Genomic DNA, 24534 nt, shown 5'->3' with positions numbered 1-24534 from the left:
CCTGCGGCCCCCTACCCACCGGTCCACACGTGTTGGTAAAGATATCCACACTGTTGATAACTGCGCTGGTTGCCGGCCGCCGAAAAGGCACTGCGTGCCCGGCTGGCGCCCCGGACGGCTGAAACTTGCATCTTCCAAGTTATTAACAGTTGTGGAAATGACTGTGGAAAACCTCGGCGTTCAGCCCTTTTCACGCCGGACGGGATGCTGGCTGGTAATCGAGACGCGGTTGAAGGCATTCATCGCAATGGCCAGCCAACTCACCGCTGAGTACTGCTCGTCGGTAAGGTGCTGACGTGCATAAGCCTCTTCCAGGTCGCGCGTGCGGGCCTCCGGAAGAACCGTGACGCTCTCGGCCAGGGCCAGCGCGGCCCGCTCGTGGTCCTCGAACACCGCAGTGTCCCGCCAGGCTGGCAGGACGGCCAGGCGCTGTGTGGATTCCCCGCCCTTGACTGCATCCGTGACGTGCATGTCGAGGCAGTAGGCGCAGCCGTTGATCTGCGATATCCGGACGTTGAGCAGTTCAATGAGCTTCTCGTCCAGGCCGGCCCCAATCACCGCTTCCTTGGCCTTTAGCCCCAGCCCGTTCAGGGCCCGCCACGCTGCGGGGTGGTGCTTGTCCAGGAAGATGTGGCTGTGGGTACTCACGTCATTGCTCCTCGGGGGTCGGACGGGTTCACCTCGTGGCTGTCAGTCAGAGACTACACGGGGACGCTGTGGATAGATGGCGGGTTATCCACTTAGCAACAGGCGACTACCCACAAGTTATCCACAGGTGGGGAAAACTTGTGGGCATTGTCGGTATAAACAGCAGAATCTAGGCGTTACGGGGCCTTTGAACGGTGGAATGACACCGCTGTGAGTTATTAACAGTGTGAATAACCCTGTTGACAGGGCGCCCTCAGAACCCCGTCATTCGCGGTCAAGTGTCTGTTTACGCCTGGAACACCTGGCCACGGTGAAATTTAGGTGAAGTTGTCCACTTAACCACAGCTGCAGTCGCTAAAGTTATCCACAGATGTGGACGGAGGCGTGAACATTGAGCGGGAGTCGCCCATCATCCCCGTATTCCGGGGCCTGACCTGTGACTTACACCTGTGTAAGTTATTAACAGTGTGGATAACCGCTGTGGAAAACCCGCTGGACCGTGTGCGGTGCGAAGCCGTGGCTGAAACGGAACGGGTGGTACATGGCAGCTGCGTGCTGCTGACACGAAAATGCCCCCGCTTCGGAAAGCGGGGGCACTGCGGGGGAGAGGAGCGGGGGCCAGTGAGCTACTGAACCGGCCTTAGGACGCCACGAGCACCCGGTACCAGGAAGCAGCCACCAGCAGGGCCAGAACGAGCGCCAGCCCTCCGGCCTGCAGGATGTTGCGCCGCGGGCCGCGGGGGGCGTAGGCAATGGCAGCTGCACACAGAGCACCTGTGATGAAACCGCCCAGGTGGGCCTGCCAGGCTATCTGCGGCACCATAAAGCCGATGACGCCGTTGATTGCGATGAGTACCCAGAGCTGCCTCGTCTCACCGCCACGGTGCCGCTGCACCACGAGCATGGCACCGAACAGCCCGAAAATCGCGCCGGAAGCACCAACCAGGCCCACGGGGCCGCCCTCGGGCAGGATCGGTGTCAGAAGCAGGTATCCCACCGACCCGCCGATGGCGGACAGCAGGTACACGGCAAGGAAGCGGAGCCGGCCCAGCAGCGGTTCGAGCGCCTGGCCGAAAATCCACAGCGTGTACATGTTCAGGACGATGTGGAGCAGGAAGCCCTGGGAGTGCAAAAAGGCCGAGGTGAGCATGCGCCACGGCTGGAACACCCCGTACTCGGGCGTTGCGTAAACCGACGCATAGGCGAGGGTCCGGAACACCGCGTTGCCCGGAAGCACCCACTGCAGAACAAACAGCAGGGCACACACGGCGATGATTGCATACGTCACCACAGGCTTGCCGGACGCAACGGCACCGCCGTAAACGGTCCGTGCTGTCGGCGTCGTACGCCTTGCTTCGTTGACACAGTCAACGCACTGGAACCCGACGGCGGCCGCGCGCTGGCACTCGGGACATGCCGGCCGCCCGCAGCGCTGGCAGCTGACATACGAGGGCCGGTCCGGGTGCCTGGGGCACACCGGTGCCTGCGCTGACGGCTCCGCCGCCGGAGTTCCGTAGCTCATACGGCTAGAGCTGCTCGATGTCGATGCTGTTGATGGTCACATCTTCAACCGGGCGGTCGCCCATGCCAGTGCGGACACCTTCAATGGCGTCCACAACCTTCTTCGATTCCTCATCGGCAACTTCGCCGAAGATGCTGTGCTTGCCCTGCAGCCAGTCGGTGGGGATGGTGGTGATGAAGAACTGTGAACCGTTGGTTCCCTTGCCCATCTGGATGCCGGCGTTGGCCATGGCCAGCTTGTACGGAGCGCTGAAGCTCAGTTCGGGGTGGATCTCGTCATCGAAGCGGTAGCCCGGTCCGCCGGTGCCGCGGCCCAGCGGGTCGCCGGCCTGGATCATAAAGTCTTTGATGATGCGGTGGAAGATGGTCCCGTTGTAGAGCGGTGTACCGGTCTTGTCCTCGCCGGTCTCCGGGTGGGTCCAGGCCTGTTCGCCCGTGGCGAGTCCGACGAAGTTCTTAACAGTCTTGGGCGCGTGGTTGCCGAAGAGGTTCACAACGATGTCGCCGAGGCTGGTGTGGATGGTCGCTTTTGCAGTTGCTGAGGCAGTCATAGGGCCATTCTTTCACGGCGGGTCAACGCGAACGCGGGCGGAAAAGACAGTTCCGCGCTCGGTGAAATCCACCGTGAATCCGCCGGAACGATAGCAGCCCGGCTATTCGTACACGTAGGCTAACAACAGAACCGTCACATTAATCGGGAGGTAGTTGTGAAGAAATCGGATCGTATTGCCCGCGAACTGGAGTTGTCGGTCAGTTCTGCAGTCGAGAATGCAAAAGACCGTGTGGAAGCAGCGGTGGACTGGGCAGTTCCCCGCCTGCAGCACGGCATTGATACCGCCTCCCCCAGGATCCAGGAGGGGCTCAAGGTGGCGGCCCACAACCTTGCCGACGGCGTAGCGACGGTCACGCCGCGGCTCCAGGACGGACTGGCGCAGCTTGCCCCCAAAATCCACGACGTCGTGGAGGGCGCCCCGCCGCGGCTGCACGACGCCCTGGACAAGGCAACTCCCGTCATTGCCCAGGCCCGCGACCGTGTGGTGGTCGAATACCTGCCCCGCCTCTCGGACCAGATCGGAACCGCCTCCGAGGTAGTGCACCGCACGCTGGAGGGCGCTCCTGCCCGCGTTGACGCCGTGGCCCAGAAGCTCGGCGACGTCGGCATCATCCACACCATCCAGGAACAGGCTCAGGTGGCCGGCGGCCACCTGAAGTCAGCTGCGAACGAGGCCAGCCGTGCAGTGACGGGCAAGGCGCTGGTGGTGGAGCCCCAGAAGCCGAAGAAGCGCGGACTCCTCATTCTCGGTGTGATCACCGCGGCCGTGGCCGCCGGTGTTGCCGCGTGGAAGGCTTCAAAGCCGGTCGAGGACCCGTGGAAGACCCCCGCGCCTGTGACGCCCGCACCGTCGACCCCGGCTGCAACCACACCGGCAGCGTCCGCCACCGGTGTTGGATCGGCCGCCGCGACGCCAGCCCCGGTTCCGGCAGCAACCACGTCGACGTCCTTGGAAGAGCTGGCTTCCTTGGAAGAGGACAACGCCGAAGGCTCCGACAAGGCAAAGCACGTAGCCGAGGACGCGGATTCCGATGCAGGCACGGTCGCAACCGATGCTGACCCCGCCGCCAAGAAAATCGCGGCCGATATCGAGAACGATGCCGACAAGAAGGCTTAAGTAGGGCCCGTCAGGGCTGATACCGGGAGGGGTTCCGCTTCGGCGGGGCCCCTCCTGCCGTCTGTGCGATGCTAAGTTTGAGGGGATGTCGCCCGATAGATCCGCGGAGGATGCCTTGACTGACACTGAGCCGCGCGTATCAATTGTTATTCCGGCCTACAACGAGGAAAGTGTCATCCGCCAGTGCCTCATCGCGGCGGTGTACCAGTCGGTTCCGGCACACGAGATCATCGTGGTGGACAACATGTCCAAGGACCGCACGGCGTCGATCGTCAGGCAGATGCAGCAGGAGTATCCGGAGAGCCCCATCATCCTGCTCCGCCAGGACAGGGAGCAGGGACTAATCCCTACCCGCAATTTCGGCCTGGACAACGCCACCGGGGACATCCTGGGCCGGATCGACGCCGACTCCGTAGTTGAACCTGACTGGGTGGAGCAGGTGCAGAAAGCCTTCGAGGACCTGTCCACCTCGGCAGCCACCGGGCCCGTGGTCTACTACGACATGCCGATGCGGCGCTTCGGCCTCAAGGCAGATGACAAAATGCGCCAGCTGATGCTCAAGCTGGCCAAGCACCAGTACCACTTCCTGTTCGGCTCGAACATGGCGCTCCGCCGGTCAGCGTGGGAAACCATCCGCAGCGAAGCCTGCCGGGACGAAAAGGACGAGATGCACGAAGACATCGACCTGTCCCTGCATCTCGCGGACCACGACCTCAAGGTCCAGTACTGGCCACAGATGGTCTCCGGGATGTCGGCCCGCCGGCTTGAGGACTCACCCCGCGACTACAGGTACTACGTGACGCGCTTCGACCGCACCTACAAGGCCCACAACGTAAAGAAGATGGCCCTCAAAGCACCCATGGTGGTGTTCTTCTCGGTGTATTTCCCCGCCAAGCTCCTCCGCGCGATCCACACCGTTAACACCAGCCAGCCGGTCCGCCGCGGAGGCCAGTAGCCCCGCAGGGCGGCCGCCGTCGTCAGTCAGTCCCCAGCTCCGCCAAGGGGCGTTCCTCGGGCGGCTTGCTTCGCCCGCCTTTACCGTTCCGCTGTCCGGCCACCACGACGGCGAGGCCCACGAGGATGAGCGCCAGTCCGGCGTAGGTCCCTGCCGGCAATGTCTCGTTCAGGAACACGGCCGCCAGCAAGGCCGCACCCGGTATTTCAAGCAGGATGATCATGGACACCAGCAGCGGGCTCATGGTGGCCAGCAGGTGGTTGAATGCTGTATGTCCCACGAGCTGGGCGCACACGGTGATGGCCAGAATCCCCAGCCAGCCGCCGGCGTCGAACCCGGTAAGTGGCTGGCGGGCGAAGATTGCCAATACCGCTACCAGGACGGCACACATGCCGTAGCAGAGGGCCGTGTAGGTCCCGGTGGTCATGCTCTGCCGGGCCCGGCCCCCGGCCAGAGTGTAGATTCCCGCCAGGAGTCCGCCGGCCATGGCCAGGAGGTCACCCAGCAGGGCGTCGGGGGAGGTGCCCATGTCGAAACCCGTGATGGCCACTACGCCGCCGAAGGAGATACCCAGGCCCACCAGGACCTGCCAGCGGTGCCGCACGCCGCGGAACAGCTGAATGATGGCAATCCACGCGGACTGCAGGCAGACGAGGGCCGTGGCGGCAGCCACGGAAGTCAGCTGCAGGGATGTAATGAAACAGGCGAAGTGCAGGGCCAGGGCCACGGCCGCAACGAGCGACCAGCGGAACTCATAACGCCCGACGCGGCCGAACTGGCGCGGCTCCCGGATCAGGGTGGGGGTGGCCATGACGGCAGCGGCGATGGCATTGCGCCAGAAGGCAATGGCGAGGGCCGTGACAGTGGTGGCGCCGAGGGTGGCGGCAATGAGCGGTCCTGACGAGGCCACGCCCAGGACGCCCAAGGCTGCAATGAAGAGATTCACGCTCCCACAGTACTGGGCCGGGAACAGTGGGCCGGGCAAAGCAAAAGGTCCCGGCCGTTTCCGGCCGGGACCTTTCTTATGGTGGAGGCACGGGGACTCGAACCCCGAACCCCCTGCTTGCAAAGCAGGTGCGCTACCAATTGCGCCATGCCCCCATAAGAAGCAACCCGTCCATCATACCCTAGTTCCGGATGCTGGCTGACCAGCCTCCGTACCGGGACTCCGGGCTATTCAACCTTGTCGGTTGATTCGCTCCAGACTGTTTTCCGGGCTTCGGATTCCTGCACCTTTTTCTTGTAGAAGAGGACGCCTGCGACCGCAGCTGCAATAACCAGCAACTTCTTCACACGCACCCCGTTCCGGCTGGATCCCAATGGGATCCGACCTAAACCTCTAGTTGAACCTGTGCAGGTTCCGTGGGCGTACCAGGACTTGAACCTGGGACCTCTTCGTTATCAGCGAAGCGCTCTAACCGCCTGAGCTATACGCCCCGATGCCTCATCGGGCCGAGACAAGACTCTACAGCACATCCCGGCCCGATCTCAAATCGAGGCATTCCAGCGGGATTTTCCGCGGAAATACAGGGTTTTAGTCGTCTGTCAGGGTCACGCCGATGCCGCCAACAAGGGTTGCCGAAATGTTGTACAGCACGGCTGACAGCATGGACAGGGCGGTCAGCAGCACCACATTCACAACGGCAATGATCGTAGCGAACGATGCCACCTGGCCGAGCGAGGCGACCTTCTTCAGTTCGAAGCCGCCGCCCTCGGAACCAGCGAGTGTTCCCAGCAGGCTGTCCACCTGGTCGAAGATGCCGGTTAGGTCCAGCACGGTCCACAGCACAATGGCGGCCACTACCGTGACGATGCCCAGTGCAACGGACAGCAGGAACGCCATTTTCAGGACGGACCAGGGGTCAACCTTACTGACCAGGAGCCGGGCGCGGCGCACCTTGGCCTTGGGAGCGGGCTTGACCAGCCCGGGCGCACCCTGCGCGGCCTGGGGCCGCTGCCCGGGGGCTGCCGGGCGCTGTGCCGGCGCGGCCGGCCTCTGGCCCTGCGGGGGCTGTCCTGCGGGCGCCGGGCGCTGTCCCGCACCTGCAGGACGCTGTCCCGGAACGCCCGACGGCGCGGCCGGGCTTTGCTGTGGACGCACCGGGGCATTCACCCGGGGAGCGGATGCCGGCTGACGCATCCCGCCGGGACCATTACTGCTCGGCTTGGGAAATGAGTCGGAATTGCTCACTCGTTACCTCCGGTGTTGTCTTCGTTCGCCTCAGCATCGCCGGACGTTCCTTCTGCTTCATCGGCCAGTCCTGAAGCCGCCTCTGCGGATTCCTCGTCTGGTCCGGCATCTTCAGCCAACGTTACGTCATCAGCGGCGATAGCCAAGATTTCTGACGCAGTGGGTTCATCAGTGTGGTCGGCTTCGGCCTCGCGTTCGGCGCTGGCTTCAACTTCATCTTCGAGGCCGCGTTCGGTGTTGCGGGCAACCTCAATGATGCGGTCGTTCTTGTCCGGCTTGGCGAAGATGACGCCCATGGTGTCGCGGCCCTTGGCAGGGACGCCGGCCACGGATGACCGGACCACCTTGCCGCCGCCCATGACCACCAGGACCTCGTCTTCCTCCTGGACCACCAGGGCGCCAACAAGATCCCCGCGCTCCTCGGCGAGCTTGGCAACCTTGATGCCCAGACCGCCGCGGCCCTGCAGTCGGTATTCCTCGACGGCGGTGCGCTTGGCGTAGCCGCCTTCCGTCACGACGAACACATAGGAGCCCTCGGCCACCACGTTCATGGCGAGCAGTTCGTCGTCCTCGCGGAACTTCATGCCCGTCACGCCGGACGTGGCGCGGCCCATGGGGCGCAGCGCATCGTCGGTGGCCGTGAACCGGATCGACTGGCCCTTGCGGGACACCAGCATGAGGTCATCTGTCTCGGAAACCAGCTGCGCGGAGACCAGTTCGTCCTCGTCCCGGAGGTTGATGGCGATGACGCCGGCGGACCGGTTGGTGTCGTAGTCCTCCAGCCGGGTCTTCTTGACCAGGCCGCGCTTGGTGGCCAGCACCAGGTACGGCGCGTGCTGGTAGTCCTTCAGGTCCAGCACCTGGGCGATGTGCTCGTCCGGCTGGAAGGCCAGCAGGTTTGCCACATGCTGTCCCTTGGTGTCGCGGCCGCCCTCGGCAAGTTCGTAGGCCTTGGCCCGGTACACACGACCGAAGTTGGTGAAGAAGAGCAGCCAGTGGTGGGTGGTGGTGACGAAGAAATGTTCCACTACGTCATCGCCGCGCAGCTGGGCACCCTTGATGCCCTTGCCGCCGCGCTGCTGCGAACGGTAGTTGTCGCTCCGCGTGCGCTTGACGTAGCCGCCGCGGGTGATGGTGACCACCACTTCCTCTTCAGGAATGAGGTCCTCCATGGACATGTCGCCGTCGTAGCCCATTAGAATCTGCGTGCGGCGGTCGTCCCCGTGCTTGGCCACGATCTCGGCGAGTTCCTCGCTGATGATCGAGCGCTGGCGTTCCTCCGAGGCCAGGATCGCGTTGTATTCGGCGATCATCGCTTCGAGCTCGGCGTGGCGGTCCTGGATCTTCTGGCGTTCCAGGGCGGCGAGCCGGCGGAGCTGCATGTCCAGGATGGCGCGCGCCTGGATCTCGTCGATGTCCAGCAGCTGCATCAGGCCGTCGCGTGCTGCCTCGGTGGTGTTCGAGGCGCGGATCAGGGCGATGACCTCGTCCAGCATGTCCAGGGCCTTGAGGAGGGCACGCAGGATGTGCGCTTCTTCCTCGGCCTTGCGTAAGCGGTAGCGGGTGCGCCGGGCGATGACATCCAGCTGGTGGGTCACCCAGTGCCGGATGAAGGCATCGAGGCTGAGCGTGCGCGGCACTCCGTCCACGATCGCCAGCATGTTCGCGCCGAAGTTCTCCTGCAGCTGGGTGTGCTTGTAGAGGTTGTTCAGCACCACCTTGGCGACGGCGTCGCGCTTCAGGACGATGACCAGGCGCTGCCCGGTGCGTCCGGACGTCTCGTCGCGGAGGTCGGCGATGCCCTGGACCTTGCCGTCCTTGACCAGTTCGGCGATCTTGATGGCCAGGTTGTCCGGGTTCGCCTGGTAGGGCAGCTCGGTGACCACGAGGCAGGTCCGTCCCTGCAGCTCCTCGACATTCACCACGGCGCGCATGGTGATGGAGCCGCGGCCGGTGCGATAGGCGTCTTCAATGCCCTTGTGGCCCAAAATGGTGGCGCCAGTGGGGAAATCGGGTCCCTTGATGCGCTTGAGCAGTTCTTCGAGGAGCTGCTCGCGGCTGGCGGTCGGGTTGGACAGGTACCACTGGACACCGTCGGCCACCTCGCGGAGGTTGTGCGGCGGGATGTTGGTGGCCATGCCGACGGCGATGCCCGAGGAGCCGTTGACCAGCAGGTTGGGGAACCGCGCCGGGAGGATGGTGGGTTCCTGGTTCTTGCCGTCGTAGTTGTCCTGGAAATCGACGGTCTCCTCGTCGATGTCACGGACCATCTCCATGGCGAGCGGTGCCATCTTCGTTTCCGTGTACCGCGGCGCCGCGGCGCCGTCGTTGCCCGGTGAGCCGAAGTTGCCCTGGCCCAGCGCCAGCGGGTACCGCATGGTCCAGTCCTGGATCAGGCGCACCAGGGCATCGTAGATCGCCGTGTCGCCGTGCGGGTGGTACTGGCCCATGACCTCGCCCACCACACGGGCACACTTGTTGAAGGCGCGATCCGGGCGGTAGCCACCGTCGAACATCGCATACAGCACCCGGCGGTGGACGGGCTTCAGCCCGTCACGCACATCCGGCAGGGCACGGCCGACAATAACGGCCATCGCGTAGTCGAGGTAGGAGCGCTGCATCTCCGTCTGCAGGTCCACCTGCTCCACGCGGTCGACCAGCACGTCGCCCTCCAGCACCGGCTCCGTGCCGTCCGGAGACTCGGCCGGGACCTCGGGTGTTTCGTCGCTCATAGTCTGTATTTTCCGTTTCAGGTATATGTCAGTTCTGGAATATCAAAGGCGGAAACCTCTAGATATCGAGGAACCTGACGTCCTTGGCGTTCTGCTGAATGAAGTTTCGGCGGGACTCGACGTCCTCGCCCATCAGCACGGCGAAGATCTGGTCTGCGGCGGCTGCGTCCTCCATGGTCACCTGCAGGAGGGTGCGCCGGTCCGGGTCCATGGTGGTGTCCCAGAGTTCGGTGTAGTCCATCTCGCCGAGGCCCTTGTAGCGCTGGATGCCGTTTTCCTTCGGAATGCGGCGGCCCGCTGCCTGGCCGGAAACCAGGACGGCGTCGCGCTCACGGTCGCTGAAGACGTAGTCGTGCGGTGCGTTGGACCACTTGATCCGGTACAGCGGCGGCTGCGCGAGGTAGACGTAGCCGTTCTCGATCAGGGGTCGCATGTAACGGAACAGCAGCGTCATCAGCAGCGTGGTGATGTGCTGGCCGTCGACGTCGGCATCGGCCATCAGCACGATCTTGTGGTAGCGCAGCTTGCTGAGGTCGAAGTCCTCGCCAATGCCCGTGCCGAATGCGGTGATCATGGACTGGACTTCGTTGTTGCCAAGCGCTTTGTCCAGGCGGGCCCGCTCCACGTTCAGGATCTTGCCGCGGAGCGGAAGGATGGCCTGCGTTTCGGGGTTGCGCCCGCGCTTGGCCGAACCGCCTGCCGAATCACCCTCCACCAGGTAGACCTCGCACTTGGAGGGGTCCTTCGAGGAGCAGTCGGAGAGCTTGCCCGGCATGCCGAAGGACTCCAGCGGACTCTTCCGGCGCGCATTGTCACGGGCCTTGCGCGCGGCCATGCGGGCCTGCGCGGCTGAAATGGCTTTGCGGATGACGTCCTTGGCGGGGCCGGGGTTGCGCTCCAGCCAGTCGCCGAGCTGGTCGGTGACCACGCGCTGCACGAAGCCCTTGACCTCGGAGTTGCCGAGCTTGGTTTTGGTCTGGCCCTCGAACTGCGGCTCGGACAGCTTCACGGAGATGACGGCCGTCAGGCCCTCGCGGATGTCATCGCCGGTAAGGTTCTCGTCCTTTTCCTTGATGATGGTCTTCTCGCGCGCATAGCGGTTGATGAGCGACGTCATCGCGGCGCGGAACCCCTCTTCGTGGGTGCCGCCTTCGTGGGTGTTGATGGTGTTGGCGTAGGTGTGGACGCTTTCGGAGTAGGCCGTTGTCCACTGCATCGCCATCTCGACCGCGATATGCCGCTCGGTGTCCTCAGTTTCGAAGGCGATGACGTCCTCGTGGACAACATCCACCTTCTTGCTGGAGTTCAAGTGCTTGACGTAGTCGAGGAGGCCGTCGTTGTACTGGTAGACCACCGTGCGGTGCTCGGCGAGGACCTCGCCCTCGGTCAGCACGCCGTCCAGGTCCAGGTCGCCGGCGTCGTCCGTGCCGGCCGCGGTTTGGCGCTCGTCCGTCAGGGTGATTTTCAGCCCCTTGTTCAGGAAGGCCATCTGCTGGAAACGCGCGCGAAGCGTCTCAAAGTCGAACTCGGTGGATTCGAAGATGCTCGGATCCGGGTAGAAGGTCTGGGTGGTTCCGGTCTCGGCCGTCTCCTCGCCCTGGACCAGGGCACCCTGCGGCTTGCCCCCGTCGGCAAAGGACATGCGCCAAACGTGGCCCTGCCTCCGGACTTCCGTGTTCACACGGGTGGAGAGGGCGTTGACCACGGAAATGCCCACGCCGTGGAGGCCACCGGACACGGCGTAACCGCCGCCGCCGAACTTGCCGCCGGCGTGCAGGATGGTCATGACCACCTCGACCGTGGGCTTGCCCTCTGTGGGGTGGATATCCACCGGGATGCCGCGGCCGTCGTCGGATACCTTGACACCGCCATCTGCCTGCAGAACAACTTCGATATGCGTGCAGTACCCCGCCAGGGCCTCATCCACGGAGTTATCCACCACTTCGTAAACCAGGTGGTGCAGGCCGCGCAGACCGGTGGAACCGATGTACATGCCCGGCCGTTTCCGTACGGCCTCGAGGCCCTCAAGAACGGTGATGTCGCTGGCGCCGTACTCCCGCGGTGTGGCAGCCTCAGCGGGGGTACCGGACGTACGGGCAACCTCCGTTACAGGCTCCACTGCCTCGATATCTGCATTGTCGTTAGCCACAGGCGCTTTCGACTCCTCTTATGTTCGATGATGGCCGGCCTCCGCCGTCCGCCGGGGAAAGGGCGTCCGCCAAAAGGCACGTCACTGACAGCGCCAGCTGCTATGTTGACACGCGGAACCGTTCCCGCACGGAAAAGCGCGGGAAAACGGACTCAGTCAACGTTTCACCGGCGCCCAGTTATCTAGAGGAATTCTATCGTGAAACATGGTTGATCCCTGCATTGGCGGGGCACCGACGCGGCTCAATGTGCCTCTCGCTGGCCATTGGCTCCGCCTGCAAGGCTCCAGCAGTCCCCTTTTTGGACTCCTATACGGCCGACGGCGGTTTGAGCGCCCTGCACGCCGTTTGGGCTTTGTCCCCGGAAGGCGCAATAGGAAGGAGCCGCACCCGACGGATTCAGCCCCGGCTGTTCGCAGTTGTGCCGTTATCCGTAGGTGTCCCTGGGTCCGCGTCCGTTGACGGTGCGTCCGCCTTTGCGCCAGTTAGGTGCCGCCGGGCCCAGCACCTGGATGCTGGTGACCACGCCGTCACCGAGTTCGCTGCGGAACTTCTCGAGCAGGCTCATGCTGAGCAGCCGGAGCTGCGTCGCCCAGGCCGTGGAGTCGCACCTGACATGAAGCGTGGTGTCGGTGAAGCTTTCCGGGGTGCAGTGGGCAGAGATTTCTGGCCCCACAAGCGCCGGCCACTCGGCCATGACCGAGCCGACGGCCACCGGGGAGGTCCAGCCGCGCTCGGCGACCAGCCGTCCCACGACTTTTCCCAGTCCCAAGGGGTCGCGTCCGGTGGAGTGGAACTGGCTGAAGCCCCGCGTTCCCTGGGCTGCAGTACGCGGTTTTTGACCGGCGCCTGCACGCGGCGCCTTCCGGCGGACTTCCCCACGTGCTGCCGCTGCCTCACGCATCCTGTTCAGCGCCGCCTGGGCGGCATCGATTTCATCGGGATCGCGGCCTGGCTGCAGGCCGCCGTCCTTATCCCTGTTCATCGATTCCTCCCGGGATTACCTTCACCCGCCGGCCCGCAAGCTCGTCCGGAATATCGGCGTCGACGGCGGCGGTCACCAGCACCTGCTCGGCGCCGGCAACTATTGCGGCCAGTTTACGCCGCCGCTGGACATCAAGTTCAGCGAAAACGTCGTCCAGGATGAGGATCGGCGCTGAGCCTCCGGTGCGGGCGTCGTCGAGCATGACGTAGTAGGACGCCAGCCGCAGGGACAGGCACATAGACCACGTTTCACCGTGCGAGGCGTAGCCCTTGGCCGGGGCCTGCCCCAGCACGAGTTCCAGCTCGTCCCGGTGCGGACCCACCAGCGAGATGCCCCGTTCGAGTTCTTTGCGGCGGGACGCCGCGAAGGCCTGCACGTAGCGTTCGGCAAGTTCATCCACGGACAGCAAGCGGAGATCCTCCGCCGGGTTTCCCGACTCGGACGGTGCCGCCGAAGCGCTGGCCGGCTCGCCGTCGTCGTCCATCATGTTCTGCAAAGTTGAGCGGTAGACCGCATCCGCGGCCTTGGAGCCATCGGTGAGCTGAGCGTAGGCACTGTTGAGGTGCGGCCGCAGGCGCTCGACGAGTTCCAGCCTGGCGTGGAGCAGCTCCGCTCCGGCGCGCGCCATGTGCTGGTCCCAGACATCGAGGGTAGCTTCATGGCCGGGGGTGAACTTTCCGGCCCGTGCCGACTTCAGCAGTGCGTTGCGCTGTTTGAGTACGCGGTCATAGTCGCTGCGGGTGGCGGCATGCCGGGGAATCAGGCTCACCAGGAGCTCGTCCAGGAAGCGGCGGCGGTTCGACGGATCACCCTTGACAAGCGCCAGGTCCTCCGGAGCGAACAGGACCGTTTGGCAGATGCCCAGCAGGTCGCGCGCACGGACCGGGTTGCTGCGGTTGATGCGTCCCCGGTTGGCCCGGCCGCCGTTGATTTCCAGCTCCAGGATGGTGGATTGTTCACCCCGGACCAGCTTTGCCCGGATCAGGGCACGGTCGGTTCCAAAACGGAGCAACGGGCCGTCGGCACTGACCCGGTGCGAACTGAGGGTTGCCAGGTATCCGATGGCTTCCATCAGGTTGGTCTTGCCGATTCCGTTGGAACCGACCAGGACCGTGACGCCCGGGTCAAACCGGAGATCCACCTGGGCGTAACTGCGGAAGTCGGTCAGGGACAGGTGTTCTAGGTACACGCGATCTTCAAATTCTCGGGAACCGCCGGTCCGGACGCCGGCCGGAACCCGGAAACGGTTTTACTTTGCCGGACGGGTGGCATGTCCGCCGAACTGGTGGCGCAGCGCGGACACCATCTTCATCGCCGGCGAGTTGTCCTCGCGGGAGGCGAAACGCGCAAAAAGTGCTGCGGTAATGGCGGGGGCCGGCACCGCATTGGCGATGGCCTCCTCCACGGTCCAGCGGCCTTCACCGGAGTCCTCGACGTAGTCGTCGATCGAGGCCAGTCCGGGATCCTCGTCCAGGGCCTTCACCATGAGGTCCAGCAGCCAGGACCGGACAACGGTTCCCTTCTGCCAGGCGCGGAAGGTTCCAGGGAGGTCCGTAACGATTTCCTTGGCAGCGAGTAGTTCGTAGCCTTCCGCGTAAGCCTGCATCAGGCCGTACTCGATGCCGTTGTGCACCATCTTGGCGTAGTGGCCTGCGCCGACGCCGCCCACATGGACGAAGCTGTCCGCGCGGTCGCCTTCGGGACGGAGCGCATCAAAGACTGGAAGGGCACGCTCGATGTCCTCGGCGTCGCCGCCGGCCATGAGCCCGTAACCGTTCTGAAGGCCCCAGACTCCGCCGGAGACGCCGCAGTCTGCGAAGCGGATGCCCTTTTCGGCCAGGGCGGCGGCATGCTTTTGGTCCTCAGTGAAGCGGGAGTTGCCTCCGTCGATCACCATGTCGCCGGGCTGCAGCTTGGCGCCGAGCTCGGTGATGACAGCGTCTGTGATTTCGCCGGCCGGAACCATGACCCAGATGAGGCGGGGCGCAGGAAGTGCGGCGATGAGTTCGTCTGTGGTGGCCACATCGGTGACCTCGGGGTTGCGGTCGAAGCCAGTGACCTCGATCCCGCCCTTGCGCAGCCGTTCGCGCATGTTGAAACCCATTTTTCCAAGGCCGATCAGTCCGATATGCACCGTGAACTCTTTTCTGCGCGGATGGTTAGGGATGGCGGTCCACCCAACTGGGTAGCAGCTCGGGGCGTTCTGAAGGCTGAGAAGCCCCTCAGCTGCTACCTGGTTGGGTGTGGCTTAGTTGGGCAGGCGCACCGGCATCACGAGGTAGCGGTAGTCGTCCTGGTCCTCGCCGTCGACGTCGTTCTGCGCTGTGATCATGGCGGGCTTCGGTGCCGTGGTGAAGGAGAAGCGCACAAACTTGGTCTCAATCACGCTGAGGCCTTCAACCAGGTAATGCGGGTTGAAGGCAACAGTGATGTCATCGCCGGACAGCTGTGCTTCGAGCTCTTCGGAGGCCTGGGCGTCCTCGCCGGTGCCGGCGTCGAGGTGCAGCTGGCCCTGCGTGAACGCGAGCCGGACCGGGGTATTGCGTTCGGCCACGAGCGAGACGCGCCGGACGGCCTCCACCAGCTCCTGGGTCTGCACGGTGGCGTGAATCGGCGTGGAATCCGGGAACAGCGAGCGGATCTTGGGATAATCGCCGTCGACCAGCAACGACGTGGTGGTGCGGCCGCCGCTTTCAAAGCCGATGAGTCGGCTGTCGTCGTCGGCGATGGCGAGGTTGATGTCACCGCTGCCGCCCAAAGTCTTGGCAACCTCGTTCAGCGTCTTGGCCTTGACCAGTGCACTGGTGGAGATGCCCGGGGTAACTGGCTTCCAGGGGACTTCCCGCATGGCGAGCCGGTAACGGTCCGTGGCCAGGAGGGTGATGAGGTCGTCCTCGATCTCCATCCGCACGCCCGTGAGGATGGGAAGAGTGTCGTCCTTGCTCGCGGCGATGATCACCTGGGACACAGCCTGGGCAAACGCATCACCGGCGACAGTCCCGGTGATGGTGGGCAGCGCAGGCAGCGGCGGGTATTCAGCCTCGGGCATGGTGGCCAGGTGGAAGCTGCTTCGCCGGCAGGTGAGAGTCACTTTGTTGCCGTCGGTTTCGATGTCCACCGGCGCCGAGGGCAGGCTGCGGCAGATGTCCGCCAGGAGGCGGCCGGAGACCAGGATGGTGCCTTCCTCCCGGATGTCGGCAGGAATTTCAAGCCTTGCGGAGGTCTCGTAATCGAAGCTGGACAGGCTGACGGTACCGGATTCGGCCTTGAGAAGAAGGCCGGAGAGCACGGGTACGGGCGGCCGCGGAGACAACGACCGGGCTGTCCATGTGACGGCTTCTGCCAGGACGTCCCGTTCGACTCTGAACTTCACGGAAGGGTGCCGCCTTTCATTGCTGCTGCCATTTTTTGAACGGGAACTCTCAAGGAGCCCACAAGACCGTTGCCCCCAAGTCCCTGAACCTGCATGGTCCGCGCATGGCCGACCGCAAACAAACCCAGGGATGGGAGCGCTGCAGACAGCTTAGCCGGAACTACAAGGATTTCCCCATCCCCGTCAGTGACGCCGGCTCCGCCGGCGGCCAAGTGGCCGATGCTTTGGCCGGTGCGTGGAGGTCGGGGAAGGAGATTGTTGTTTGAGGGATTTCAATTTTTTGGGATTAGTAGTGTTAATAACTGCTGTGGAAACTGTGGATAACCCGGTTTCACGGCTCGGATCCGCGGTTAAGCCCTGTTCATGGACTGTGGGTTCGGCACGTTTTAAACAGGCTGTGGATGGGGACAACGTTTTGTGCCTGTTTCGGTGATCCACAGACGGCTTAAGGGTTTTAAGCCCATTAACCGCGGTTGTCCCCTTAACTGTCCACAGGGTTATCCACACGCACCTGTTAATAAGGTTAAGAACCGCGGATCAGGAGTCGCGCTGCTGCTGCTTGATCCGGTTGGTGAGCTCGGTGACCTGGTTGTAAATCACACGCCGCTCAGCCATGAGCTCACGGATCTTGCGGTCGGCGTGGATCACGGTGGTGTGGTCGCGGCCGCCGAGCTCCTGGCCGATCTTGGGCAGCGACATGTCGGTCAGCTCGCGGCACAGGTACATGGCGATCTGCCGTGCGGTCACCAGCGTCCGGGTCCGGGACTTGCTGCAGAGCTCTTCCATGCTGAGCTTGAAGTAGTCAGCCGTCTGCTGCAGGATCTGGCCCGACGTGATTTCCTGGGCGCCGTCGTCGGTGATGAGGTCCTTGAGCACCATCTCCGCGAGGGCCACGTCCACCGGCTGGCGGTTGAGGCTGGCGAACGCCGTCACCCGGATGAGGGCGCCTTCGAGTTCGCGGATGTTGCTGGCGATCTTCGAAGCGATGTACTCCAGGGCGTCGTCCGGGGCGGAAAGGCCTTCGCTGAGGGCCTTCTTCCGGAGGATGGCGATGCGGGTTTCCAGTTCGGGCGGCTGGATGTCCGTCAGCAGGCCCCACTCGAAGCGGGATTTCATCCGGTCCTCAAACCCTGCCAGCAGCTTGGGCGGCTGATCCGAGGTGATGACAACCTGCTTGTTGTTGTTGTGCAGCGAGTTGAACGTGTGGAAGAACTCCTCCAGCGTCCGGTCCTTGCCGGCCAGGAACTGGATGTCGTCGATCAGCAGGACGTCGACGTTGCGGTACGTCGTCTTGAAGCTGGCGCCTTCATCGTCACGGATCGAGTTGATGAAGTCGTTGGTGAATTCCTCGGAGTTGACGTACCTGACGCGGATCCCGCTGTAGAGGCGCCGGGCGTAGTGGCCGATGGCGTGCAGCAGGTGTGTCTTGCCCAGACCCGAGTCACCGTAAATGAACAGCGGGTTGTAGGCCTTGGCGGGGGCTTCTGCCACGGCAACGGCGGCGGCATGGGCAAACCGGTTGGAGGAGCCGATCACGAAGGTGTCGAAAACGTACTTGGGATTGAGGCGGCCGAATTCGTGCGAGGTGCTCGGCAGCATGGGCTGCGGCTTCTGCTCGATGGAGGGATCGTTCGCGAGGGAAAGCTCGACGGCGGGTTCCGGCTCCTCATGGATGGGCACCAGGTCGGTGTCGACATCGATCGCGCAACGGATGTCATCCGAGAAGACGTTGCGGAGCGCGTCGTCGAGAGCGTCCTTGACCTGCGTCTGGAGCACTTCCCGGGTCAGTTCGTTCGGCACCGCGACGAGAAGGGTGGAACCGATGAGGCCCTGGGCCTGCGCGAGGATGACAAAGCCGCGTTGCCGGGGCGAAACGCGGTCGTCCTGTTCGAGAAGATTCACCACGCGCCGCCAGGAACTTCCGACAGTGTTGGCGTGGTTGGCTTCGTCTACTGTCATCAAATTTGGTTCCTCAAAGCTTGCTGCCTGCATTACATGCAGCCGCAAGCCCGGAAACCAGGGTGCTGGCCCGGCTTAATCCACAGGGTTATGCACAGTCCGTGGATAATCGGCTACTGGGACACTCTAGGGGATGAAAAGCCTAGAAGATAGCTGGGAAGTGCCTTGTGGATAATTACACCGTTGTGGTTCGAAAACGGCGGTGGTGAGCCACTTCATCCACAGGTTCGGCACCCCGTTAGCCACAGCTGGGGAAACACGCCGGATGGCCTGCTGGTTTGACTCCCGGCGGCGTTTTGCCCTACCGTTGTGGAGTCCTTTGTGCCTGCTTTCTGAACCCATTTTGGACTTCCGGACGCTCAGCGTGTTCCGGGAAATCCAGGGGAAGCAGACACATACAAAACTTAGCGTCGGCCAGTTCTTCCCCTTTACTGATCGGGTGGGCGCACCTTTGATCCACTGGAGTAACTAACGTGAGCAAGCGGACTTTTCAGCCGAATAACCGCCGTCGGGCCAAGAAGCACGGCTTCCGCCTTCGTATGCGCACCCGTGCCGGCCGTGCCATTCTGGCCGCCCGCCGTGGCAAGGGCCGCACCGAACTGTCGGCCTAAATACTGACTTGTCGGTCTTCTTCCTTCTGCGAGATTAGCGGTGCTTGCCACCCGGAACCGCCTGAGGACTTCAACCGATTTTTCAACAACTGTACGTTCCGGCGTCCGCAATGGACGCCGGAACGTAGTGTTATATACGGCAACTATTGGAGCCGGCGAACCCAGCCGCATCGGGTTCATCGTTTCCAAAGCTGTCGGGAACGCTGTTGCCAGGAACCTCGTTAAGAGGAGACTTAGAGAAGCCGGCGCGGTCTCGTTGCACGAGTACGGCACCGGATTCGCTATTGTGGTGCGTGCTCTGCCCGCCTCCGCAACAGCCAGCTGGGATGAACTCCTGGCGGATTACAACGCCGCCTTGGAAAACACCATGAGGCGGCTGGCTGGCCGCCTTCCGGCGGTGACCGGAAAACGGCCAGCTGGAACGCCACCGGACGCAACAACACAGGAAGGGACACAGCGTGCTTGACCCGACTGCCGCCGTCGTCCGTTCCCTCAAGTCCGCGGCAGCGGCCGCGGGCAGCTTCATCTGGAACCTGCCCCGCAACATCCTCATTCTTCTGCTTCTGGCCTACCGCAAGGTGGTTTCGCCCTTGTACGGCCAGGTCTGCCGTTTCTTTCCCTCCTGCTCGGCCTACGCGCTTGAAGCAGTCACAGTCCACGGCGCCGTCAAGGGCAGTTGGCTCGCAGCCAGGCGCCTGGCACGCTGCCACCCGTGGAACGCCGGTGGCGTGGACCATGTCCCCGCCGGCCACCGGGAATGGCCTGAAAACCAGACCCCCACAATTGTTGTGCTGAATAACCCGGACAAGTACCTGGCTGCTCAGACTGATGAAGAAGGCCGCGCTGCGGCCTGACGAATAGGGAAATCGTATGGACTTCTTTGGAACAATCATGGCCCCGTTCAAGTGGCTGGTCTCAGTCATTATGGTCGGCTTCCATGACGGATTGAGCTTCATCGGCCTGCCGGCCGCGAACGGCTGGACCTGGACGCTGTCCATCATCGGCCTGGTGTTGGTCATCCGTGCCGCCCTGATCCCTGTGTTCGTCAAGCAGATCAAGGCCCAGCGCGGGATGCAGCTGCTGCAGCCCGACCTGAAGAAGATGCAGGACAAGTACAAGGGCAAGACCGATCAGCTTTCCCGCCAGGCCATGGCGCAGGAGCAGATGGCCCTGTACAAGAAGCACGGCACCAACCCGTTCTCGGCCTGCCTCCCGATGCTCATCCAGATGCCGTTCTTCTTTGCGCTGTTCCAGGTGCTCTCCGGCATCACCGGTGCCGCCAACAGCGGAGAGGGCATCGGCGCCATGAGCCATGATCAGGTGGTTCAGTTCGACAAGTCCAGCATCTTCGGGGCCCCGCTGTCAGCGACCCTCCTTCACGGCACGCCCCCGGGCGGCAACGTGGTTGCGGTGTGGATCCTCTCCATCGTGATGATCCTGGCCATGACGGCGTCGCAGTTCATCACGCAAAAGCAGATCATGGCGAAGAACATGTCCGAAGAGGCCATGGCCAGCCCCTTCATGCGCCAGCAGAAGATGATGCTGTACATCCTGCCCATCGTCTTCGGTGTGGGCGGCATCAACTTCCCCATCGGTGTCCTGATCTACTGGACTACCACCAACCTGTGGACCATGGGCCAGCAGTTCTTTGTCATCCGCCGCATGCCGACGCCGGGATCCCCCGCCGCTAAGGCCCTCGCCGAGCGCCGTGCCGCCAAGGGCCTTCCGGCCCTTCCCATCCTGGGCGGCAAGAAGGCCGACGCCGAAACCGAAGCAGCTGCCGCCGCTGCGGTTGCGCAGGCCCGGACGCAGCGCACTCAGCCACAACGTAAGAACAGGAAGAAGAAGTAATGTCTGTTGAGAGCTCTGAACACGCACTTTCCGCTGAGGCCAGCGAAGACCAGGACTCCGTTGCCGGCACCGTGAACGCGGGCAAGGGCACGTCGGCAAGCCGCCTGGAAGAAGAGGGCGACGTCGCCGCCGACTACCTTGAGGAACTGCTCGACATTGCCGACATCGACGGCGACATTGACATTGAGGTCCGGAACGGACGCACCTACATCTCGATCGTGACCGAGGAAGAGTCCGCCGGGCTCGAGAGCCTCGTGGGTCGCGACGGTGAGGTGCTGGAAGCCCTTCAGGAACTGACCCGGCTCTCCGTTCTTTCCGCAACGGAAAACCGCTCGCGCCTGGTGCTTGACATCAACGGCTACCGCAAGGAACGTGCGGGCCACCTGCAGAAGATCGCCGAGGACGCCGTCGCCAGCGTCAAGGAAACCGGCGAGGCCGTTGCGCTGGAGCCCATGAGCGCCTACGAGCGGAAGATCGTCCACGACGCCGTCGCCGACCTTGGATTCGTCAGCGAGTCCGAGGGCGAGGGTGCAGGCCGGCACATCGTCGTTTCCGCCGACTGAGCCGTTGGCTGACGTACTGATGGTTGAACTTACGGCTGCCGAGCGCCAGGCGGCGGAGAAGATCTTCGGCGACCGCCTGGGCTTGGCTGAACGGTATGTCGAACACCTGGCGACGTCCGGGACCGAGCGCGGACTGATTGGTCCGCGGGAAATCCCCAGGCTCTGGGGACGCCATGTCCTTAACTGTGCGGTGATCGAAAGTGAAATTGCCCAGGGCAGCCACGTGGCCGACGTCGGAAGCGGCGCCGGACTTCCGGGCCTCTGCCTGGCCATTGCCCGTCCTGACCTGGAACTGACCCTCATCGAACCGCTGGAACGCCGGGTGATCTGGCTGCAGGAAGTGGTTGACGACCTGGGTTTGAGTAACGTCACGGTTATGCGCACACGTGCCGAACTTGCCGTGGGGATGGTGACGGCCGACGTCGTGACCGCCCGGGCAGTGTCCGCGCTGAGTAACCTTGCAGGCCTCACCATTCCGCTGCTCGGCGGTGAGGGTGAAGTCGTGGCCATCAAGGGCCGCAGTGCCGCCGAGGAGATCGAGAAAGCAGCCAAGGCCATCCGCAAGCTTGGCGGCGTGGAGACTTCGGTGGTCACCGTTGGCCAGGACCTGCTCGAGGAACCCACGACGGTGGTCCGGATCGTAGTTAAGAAGACCCAAAAGAGCGCCTAGCCCCGCAAGGTGCCGCGGGTCCTTTGGGTGTAGCGGTTAGGCTAGAGAACGGCAGTGAAAGCCGAACGAGAGTGAGTGTGTCCCAGTGACCAGTAGCGAAACCTCCACGCAGCGGATCCCCCCGTTCGTGTCCCTGGGGTCGGCGCGTGCCTTTGGCGTATCACCGGTCGCTACAACGGCAAATCAATTCAATCCGGTTGCAGGCACGGGTGTTGCCAAGGTTTCACGTGAAACTGCGGCCCGTGGCAACGTCCTGGACACGCTCGACGACTCGAGCCCCATCGCCCGGGAACTCGCGCACGAGAACCGCCGGCGGGAGCGGCTCCTCGGCCGCAACCTGCCTAAACCGGAGAAGACACGAATCTTCACGGTTTCAAACCAAAAGGGTGGAGTGGGTAAAACCACTACCACGGTCAACATCGCTGCGGCCCTGGCGGCGGCCGGCCTGAACGTGCTGGTCATCGACATCGACCCGCAGGGCAACGCGTCCACAGCTCTGGGCATTGAGCACCATGCCGACGTCGACAGCATCTACGATGTGCTGATCAACGACATGGCGCTTGAGGATGTGGTGGCCCAGTGCCCGGACATCAGCAACCTCATCTGCGCGCCGGCAACCATCCACCTGGCCGGCGCCGAGATCGAACTGGTCTCGCTGGTGGCGCGGGAACAGCGCCTGCGCCGCGCCATCGACGTTTACGCCAAAGCCCGGCAGAAGAAGGGCGAGCAGCGGCTGGACTACATCTTCATTGACTGCCCGCCCAGCCTGGGACTGCTGACGGTCAACGCCTTCTGTGCGGCCGGCGAGGTACTCATTCCCATCCAGTGCGAGTACTACGCACTCGAGGGCCTGAGCCAGCTGCTGAAGAACATTGAGATGATCCAGAAGCACCTGAATGCGGATCTGGAAGTCTCCACCATCCTGCTGACCATGTACGACGGGCGGACCAACCTGGCCGCCCAGGTCGCAGCCGAAGTCCGGCAGCACTTCCCGGAGCAGGTCCTTGACGCCGTCGTCCCGCGCTCCGTGCGGATCTCCGAAGCGCCGAGCTACCAGCAGACTGTCATGACCTACGATCCATCCTCCAGCGGCGCGTTGTCCTACCTGGAAGCCGCAGCGGAAATCGCTGAGCGTTAGAATTTTCCAAACACAGCAACAGCCGGAGCCCGGCATAGCCGGGCTCTTCCGATGGAGGGAATCATCCATGAGCGATAAGCGACGCGGGCTCGGTCGCGGTCTTGGCGCACTCATTCCAAGTTCCGCTTCCGCAGGCGCTTCGGGTAACGGAGCAGCTCCGTCGCGCCCTGTGGATCTCTTCTTCCCGGAGGCGCGCAAGACGGCTGAACCCGTCCCTGCCGCAGAGCCGGACAAGTCTGTCCTCGACGAAGCGCCGGCAAGCCGGTCCGGCCGGAAGGCTCCGGTTGAAGCTGCCGAGTCGGCCGACGCGGATGCGAAGGATGCAACTCCTGCCAAGTCTGCGGCGAAGACCGCCGCTTCCCGGGGTGCGGCCAAGGGCGGCAAGGATGCTGAGAAGTCCGAGGCCGTTCGTCCGGACACATCCGCAGCGGACGAGCCTCAGGACGATGTTGCTTCAGCCCAGGTTGCCGCCGGCGGGCAGAAGGCAGACGCCGCTGCTGTCCTGGACGACGACGTCGAACTCGTCGAGGTGCCAGGCGTCCGGTTCGCCGAAATCCCGGTCACTGATATCCATCCCAACCGCAAACAGCCGCGTACCGTCTTCGATGAGGACGACATGGCGGAGCTTGTTCACTCTGTTCGGGAAATAGGCGTCCTCCAGCCAATTGTGGTGCGTACTTCAACCGAAGAGGGTGGAGAACCGTACGAACTGGTGATGGGTGAGCGTCGGTGGCGTGCAGTTCAGGCCGCCGGACTCCCCACGATCCCGGCTATTGTCCGTGACACGACGGATGATGACCTGCTTCGTGACGCGCTTTTGGAGAACCTGCACCGCAGCCAGCTGAATCCGCTCGAAGAGGCCGCCGCGTACCAGCAGCTGCTGGAGGACTTTGGTACGACACACGAGCAGCTGGCTGACCGGATCGGACGTTCGCGCCCACAGGTCTCCAACACTCTGCGGCTGTTGAAGCTCCCCCCGCTGGTCCAGCGTCGTGTAGCAGCCAATGTTCTCTCGGCCGGCCACGCCCGGGCTCTCCTCGCGCTTCCTGACGCAGCGTCCATGGAACGTCTGGCCCAGAAGATCGTGGCTGAAGGCATGTCGGTCCGTGCAACCGAGGAAGCCGTCACGCTCCATCGTGAACCCGCGACGCCCGCGAAGAACAACATCCCCCGCCCGGGCGCAAGACACGAGCGGCTGGATTACCTGGCCTCCTCGCTCTCCGACAGGCTCGACACCAACGTGAAGATCTCGCTCGGCGCGCGCAAGGGCCGCGTGAGTATCGAGTTCGCGAGTGTTGAAGACCTCAACCGCATCATGGACGTCCTCGCTCCGGGGGGCGAGAACTAAGGTATTCGTCGAAGATCAGGGTCCGTTCATATGAACGGGCCCTTTTCAATTCCTTTGTACCGATCCTGACGACGGGGGTTGGCGCCCCTTAATCGGTGATCGCAGCTCTGCCAATGATCGTGGCGCCAGGATGGATTGCAAGCCGGCTAGCGGGCTACTGGTCTGCTCCTCC

The 24534-nt window shown here is 63.5% G+C and carries 23 protein-coding genes and 2 tRNA genes; 10 read left to right on the top strand and 15 right to left on the bottom strand.

Annotated features, from left to right (window positions below):
• Positions 1-180 precede the first annotated feature (180 nt).
• The 3 genes from AC57BR_RS01955 to AC57BR_RS01945 form a co-directional block, all read right to left on the bottom strand.
• Positions 181-648: a carboxymuconolactone decarboxylase family protein gene (locus AC57BR_RS01955; protein ID WP_496358095.1), complete on the bottom strand. Its 468-nt coding sequence runs from the start codon at positions 646-648 to the stop codon at positions 181-183.
• 640 nt (positions 649-1288) lie between these two features.
• Positions 1289-2170 (bottom strand): rhomboid family intramembrane serine protease, encoded by an 882-nt coding sequence (locus AC57BR_RS01950; protein ID WP_496358094.1) that lies wholly within the window; start codon positions 2168-2170, stop codon positions 1289-1291.
• 4 nt (positions 2171-2174) lie between these two features.
• Positions 2175-2720, bottom strand: a complete 546-nt coding sequence (locus tag AC57BR_RS01945; RefSeq protein ID WP_496358093.1) for a peptidylprolyl isomerase — start codon at positions 2718-2720, stop codon at positions 2175-2177.
• 156 nt (positions 2721-2876) lie between these two features.
• Between AC57BR_RS01945 and AC57BR_RS01940 the strand changes: the two genes are divergently transcribed.
• Both AC57BR_RS01940 and AC57BR_RS01935 read left to right on the top strand, forming a co-directional pair.
• The gene (locus tag AC57BR_RS01940; protein ID WP_496358092.1) at positions 2877-3839 is read left to right on the top strand and encodes a hypothetical protein; all 963 of its coding nucleotides are present in this window, start codon (positions 2877-2879) and stop codon (positions 3837-3839) included.
• A gap of 85 nt (positions 3840-3924) precedes the next feature.
• Positions 3925-4794, top strand: a complete 870-nt coding sequence (locus AC57BR_RS01935; protein ID WP_496358091.1) for a glycosyltransferase family 2 protein — start codon at positions 3925-3927, stop codon at positions 4792-4794.
• 22 nt (positions 4795-4816) lie between these two features.
• Here AC57BR_RS01935 and AC57BR_RS01930 read toward each other — a convergent pair whose 3' ends face one another.
• The 12 genes from AC57BR_RS01930 to dnaA form a co-directional block, all read right to left on the bottom strand.
• Positions 4817-5740, bottom strand: a complete 924-nt coding sequence (locus AC57BR_RS01930) for a DMT family transporter (RefSeq protein ID WP_496358090.1) — start codon at positions 5738-5740, stop codon at positions 4817-4819.
• Between the two features lie 79 nt (positions 5741-5819).
• Positions 5820-5895: transfer RNA gene (locus AC57BR_RS01925), tRNA-Ala, on the bottom strand.
• 72 nt (positions 5896-5967) lie between these two features.
• Positions 5968-6087: a DLW-39 family protein gene (locus AC57BR_RS01920; RefSeq protein WP_217491532.1), complete on the bottom strand. Its 120-nt coding sequence runs from the start codon at positions 6085-6087 to the stop codon at positions 5968-5970.
• 70 nt (positions 6088-6157) lie between these two features.
• Positions 6158-6231, bottom strand: a tRNA-Ile gene (locus tag AC57BR_RS01915).
• Positions 6232-6328: 97 nt separating this feature from the next.
• Complete coding sequence (locus AC57BR_RS01910; protein WP_496358089.1) at positions 6329-6985, bottom strand: DUF3566 domain-containing protein; 657 nt, start codon at positions 6983-6985, stop codon at positions 6329-6331.
• Positions 6982-9717, bottom strand: coding sequence for a DNA gyrase subunit A (gene gyrA / locus AC57BR_RS01905; RefSeq protein ID WP_496358088.1), 2736 nt, complete (start codon positions 9715-9717; stop codon positions 6982-6984). The genes AC57BR_RS01910 and gyrA overlap by 4 nt, the downstream gene beginning before the upstream one ends.
• Before the next feature lie 58 nt (positions 9718-9775).
• The gene (gene gyrB / locus AC57BR_RS01900) at positions 9776-11866 is read right to left on the bottom strand and encodes a DNA topoisomerase (ATP-hydrolyzing) subunit B (RefSeq protein WP_496358087.1); all 2091 of its coding nucleotides are present in this window, start codon (positions 11864-11866) and stop codon (positions 9776-9778) included.
• A 425-nt stretch (positions 11867-12291) separates the two neighbouring features.
• Positions 12292-12849, bottom strand: a complete 558-nt coding sequence (locus AC57BR_RS01895) for a DciA family protein (RefSeq protein ID WP_496358086.1) — start codon at positions 12847-12849, stop codon at positions 12292-12294.
• Positions 12836-14038: a DNA replication/repair protein RecF gene (gene recF / locus AC57BR_RS01890; protein WP_496358085.1), complete on the bottom strand. Its 1203-nt coding sequence runs from the start codon at positions 14036-14038 to the stop codon at positions 12836-12838. The genes AC57BR_RS01895 and recF overlap by 14 nt, the downstream gene beginning before the upstream one ends.
• A gap of 60 nt (positions 14039-14098) precedes the next feature.
• The gene (gene gnd / locus AC57BR_RS01885) at positions 14099-14983 is read right to left on the bottom strand and encodes a phosphogluconate dehydrogenase (NAD(+)-dependent, decarboxylating) (RefSeq protein WP_496358084.1); all 885 of its coding nucleotides are present in this window, start codon (positions 14981-14983) and stop codon (positions 14099-14101) included.
• Positions 14984-15097: 114 nt separating this feature from the next.
• The gene (dnaN, locus tag AC57BR_RS01880) at positions 15098-16222 is read right to left on the bottom strand and encodes a DNA polymerase III subunit beta (protein WP_306920122.1); all 1125 of its coding nucleotides are present in this window, start codon (positions 16220-16222) and stop codon (positions 15098-15100) included.
• A 537-nt stretch (positions 16223-16759) separates the two neighbouring features.
• Positions 16760-18181 (bottom strand): chromosomal replication initiator protein DnaA, encoded by a 1422-nt coding sequence (gene dnaA / locus AC57BR_RS01875; RefSeq protein ID WP_377994851.1) that lies wholly within the window; start codon positions 18179-18181, stop codon positions 16760-16762.
• 473 nt (positions 18182-18654) lie between these two features.
• Here dnaA and rpmH point away from each other — a divergent pair, with 473 nt between their 5' ends.
• The 8 genes from rpmH to AC57BR_RS01835 all read left to right on the top strand — a co-directional run bounded on the left by rpmH (position 18655) and on the right by AC57BR_RS01835 (position 24362).
• Entirely contained in the window at positions 18655-18792 is a 138-nt protein-coding gene (gene rpmH, locus AC57BR_RS01870) for a 50S ribosomal protein L34 (protein WP_003800212.1), read from the top strand.
• Between the two features lie 40 nt (positions 18793-18832).
• Positions 18833-19258: a ribonuclease P protein component gene (gene rnpA, locus AC57BR_RS01865; RefSeq protein ID WP_496358083.1), complete on the top strand. Its 426-nt coding sequence runs from the start codon at positions 18833-18835 to the stop codon at positions 19256-19258.
• A complete protein-coding gene (gene yidD / locus AC57BR_RS01860) occupies positions 19251-19646 on the top strand; it encodes a membrane protein insertion efficiency factor YidD (RefSeq protein ID WP_496358082.1) in 396 nt (131 codons plus the stop codon). Before rnpA ends, yidD begins: the two co-directional genes overlap by 8 nt.
• Before the next feature lie 16 nt (positions 19647-19662).
• Positions 19663-20643: a membrane protein insertase YidC gene (gene yidC, locus AC57BR_RS01855; RefSeq protein ID WP_496358081.1), complete on the top strand. Its 981-nt coding sequence runs from the start codon at positions 19663-19665 to the stop codon at positions 20641-20643.
• Entirely contained in the window at positions 20643-21206 is a 564-nt protein-coding gene (locus AC57BR_RS01850; protein WP_314192243.1) for a Jag family protein, read from the top strand. Before yidC ends, AC57BR_RS01850 begins: the two co-directional genes overlap by 1 nt.
• A 19-nt stretch (positions 21207-21225) precedes the next feature.
• Positions 21226-21876: a 16S rRNA (guanine(527)-N(7))-methyltransferase RsmG gene (rsmG, locus tag AC57BR_RS01845; RefSeq protein ID WP_496358118.1), complete on the top strand. Its 651-nt coding sequence runs from the start codon at positions 21226-21228 to the stop codon at positions 21874-21876.
• A gap of 85 nt (positions 21877-21961) precedes the next feature.
• A complete protein-coding gene (locus tag AC57BR_RS01840; protein ID WP_496358080.1) occupies positions 21962-23014 on the top strand; it encodes a ParA family protein in 1053 nt (350 codons plus the stop codon).
• Between the two features lie 67 nt (positions 23015-23081).
• A complete protein-coding gene (locus AC57BR_RS01835; protein ID WP_496358079.1) occupies positions 23082-24362 on the top strand; it encodes a ParB/RepB/Spo0J family partition protein in 1281 nt (426 codons plus the stop codon).
• Positions 24363-24534: the final 172 nt, after the last annotated feature.

Source organism: Arthrobacter sp. BGA-UO-ETr-C19, from assembly GCF_059568005.1.
Note: the sequence above shows the minus strand (reverse complement) of the source record. Positions and strands in the feature narration are given on the sequence as shown.

Bases quoted from the DNA above. Each gene is read 5' to 3' on its own strand.
- AC57BR_RS01895 (WP_496358086.1), bottom strand. From the start codon at position 12,849: ATGAACAGGGATAAGGACGGCGGCCTGCAGCCAGGCCGCGATCCCGAT.
- AC57BR_RS01850 (WP_314192243.1), top strand. From the start codon at position 20,643: ATGTCTGTTGAGAGCTCTGAACACGCACTTTCCGCTGAGGCCAGCGAA.
- yidC (WP_496358081.1), top strand. From the start codon at position 19,663: ATGGACTTCTTTGGAACAATCATGGCCCCGTTCAAGTGGCTGGTCTCA.
- AC57BR_RS01935 (WP_496358091.1), top strand. From the start codon at position 3,925: ATGTCGCCCGATAGATCCGCGGAGGATGCCTTGACTGACACTGAGCCG.
- dnaA (WP_377994851.1), bottom strand. From the start codon at position 18,181: ATGACAGTAGACGAAGCCAACCACGCCAACACTGTCGGAAGTTCCTGG.
- gyrA (WP_496358088.1), bottom strand. From the start codon at position 9,717: ATGAGCGACGAAACACCCGAGGTCCCGGCCGAGTCTCCGGACGGCACG.
- AC57BR_RS01950 (WP_496358094.1), bottom strand. From the start codon at position 2,170: ATGAGCTACGGAACTCCGGCGGCGGAGCCGTCAGCGCAGGCACCGGTG.
- AC57BR_RS01835 (WP_496358079.1), top strand. From the start codon at position 23,082: ATGAGCGATAAGCGACGCGGGCTCGGTCGCGGTCTTGGCGCACTCATT.
- AC57BR_RS01945 (WP_496358093.1), bottom strand. From the start codon at position 2,720: ATGACTGCCTCAGCAACTGCAAAAGCGACCATCCACACCAGCCTCGGC.
- rsmG (WP_496358118.1), top strand. From the start codon at position 21,226: ATGGTTGAACTTACGGCTGCCGAGCGCCAGGCGGCGGAGAAGATCTTC.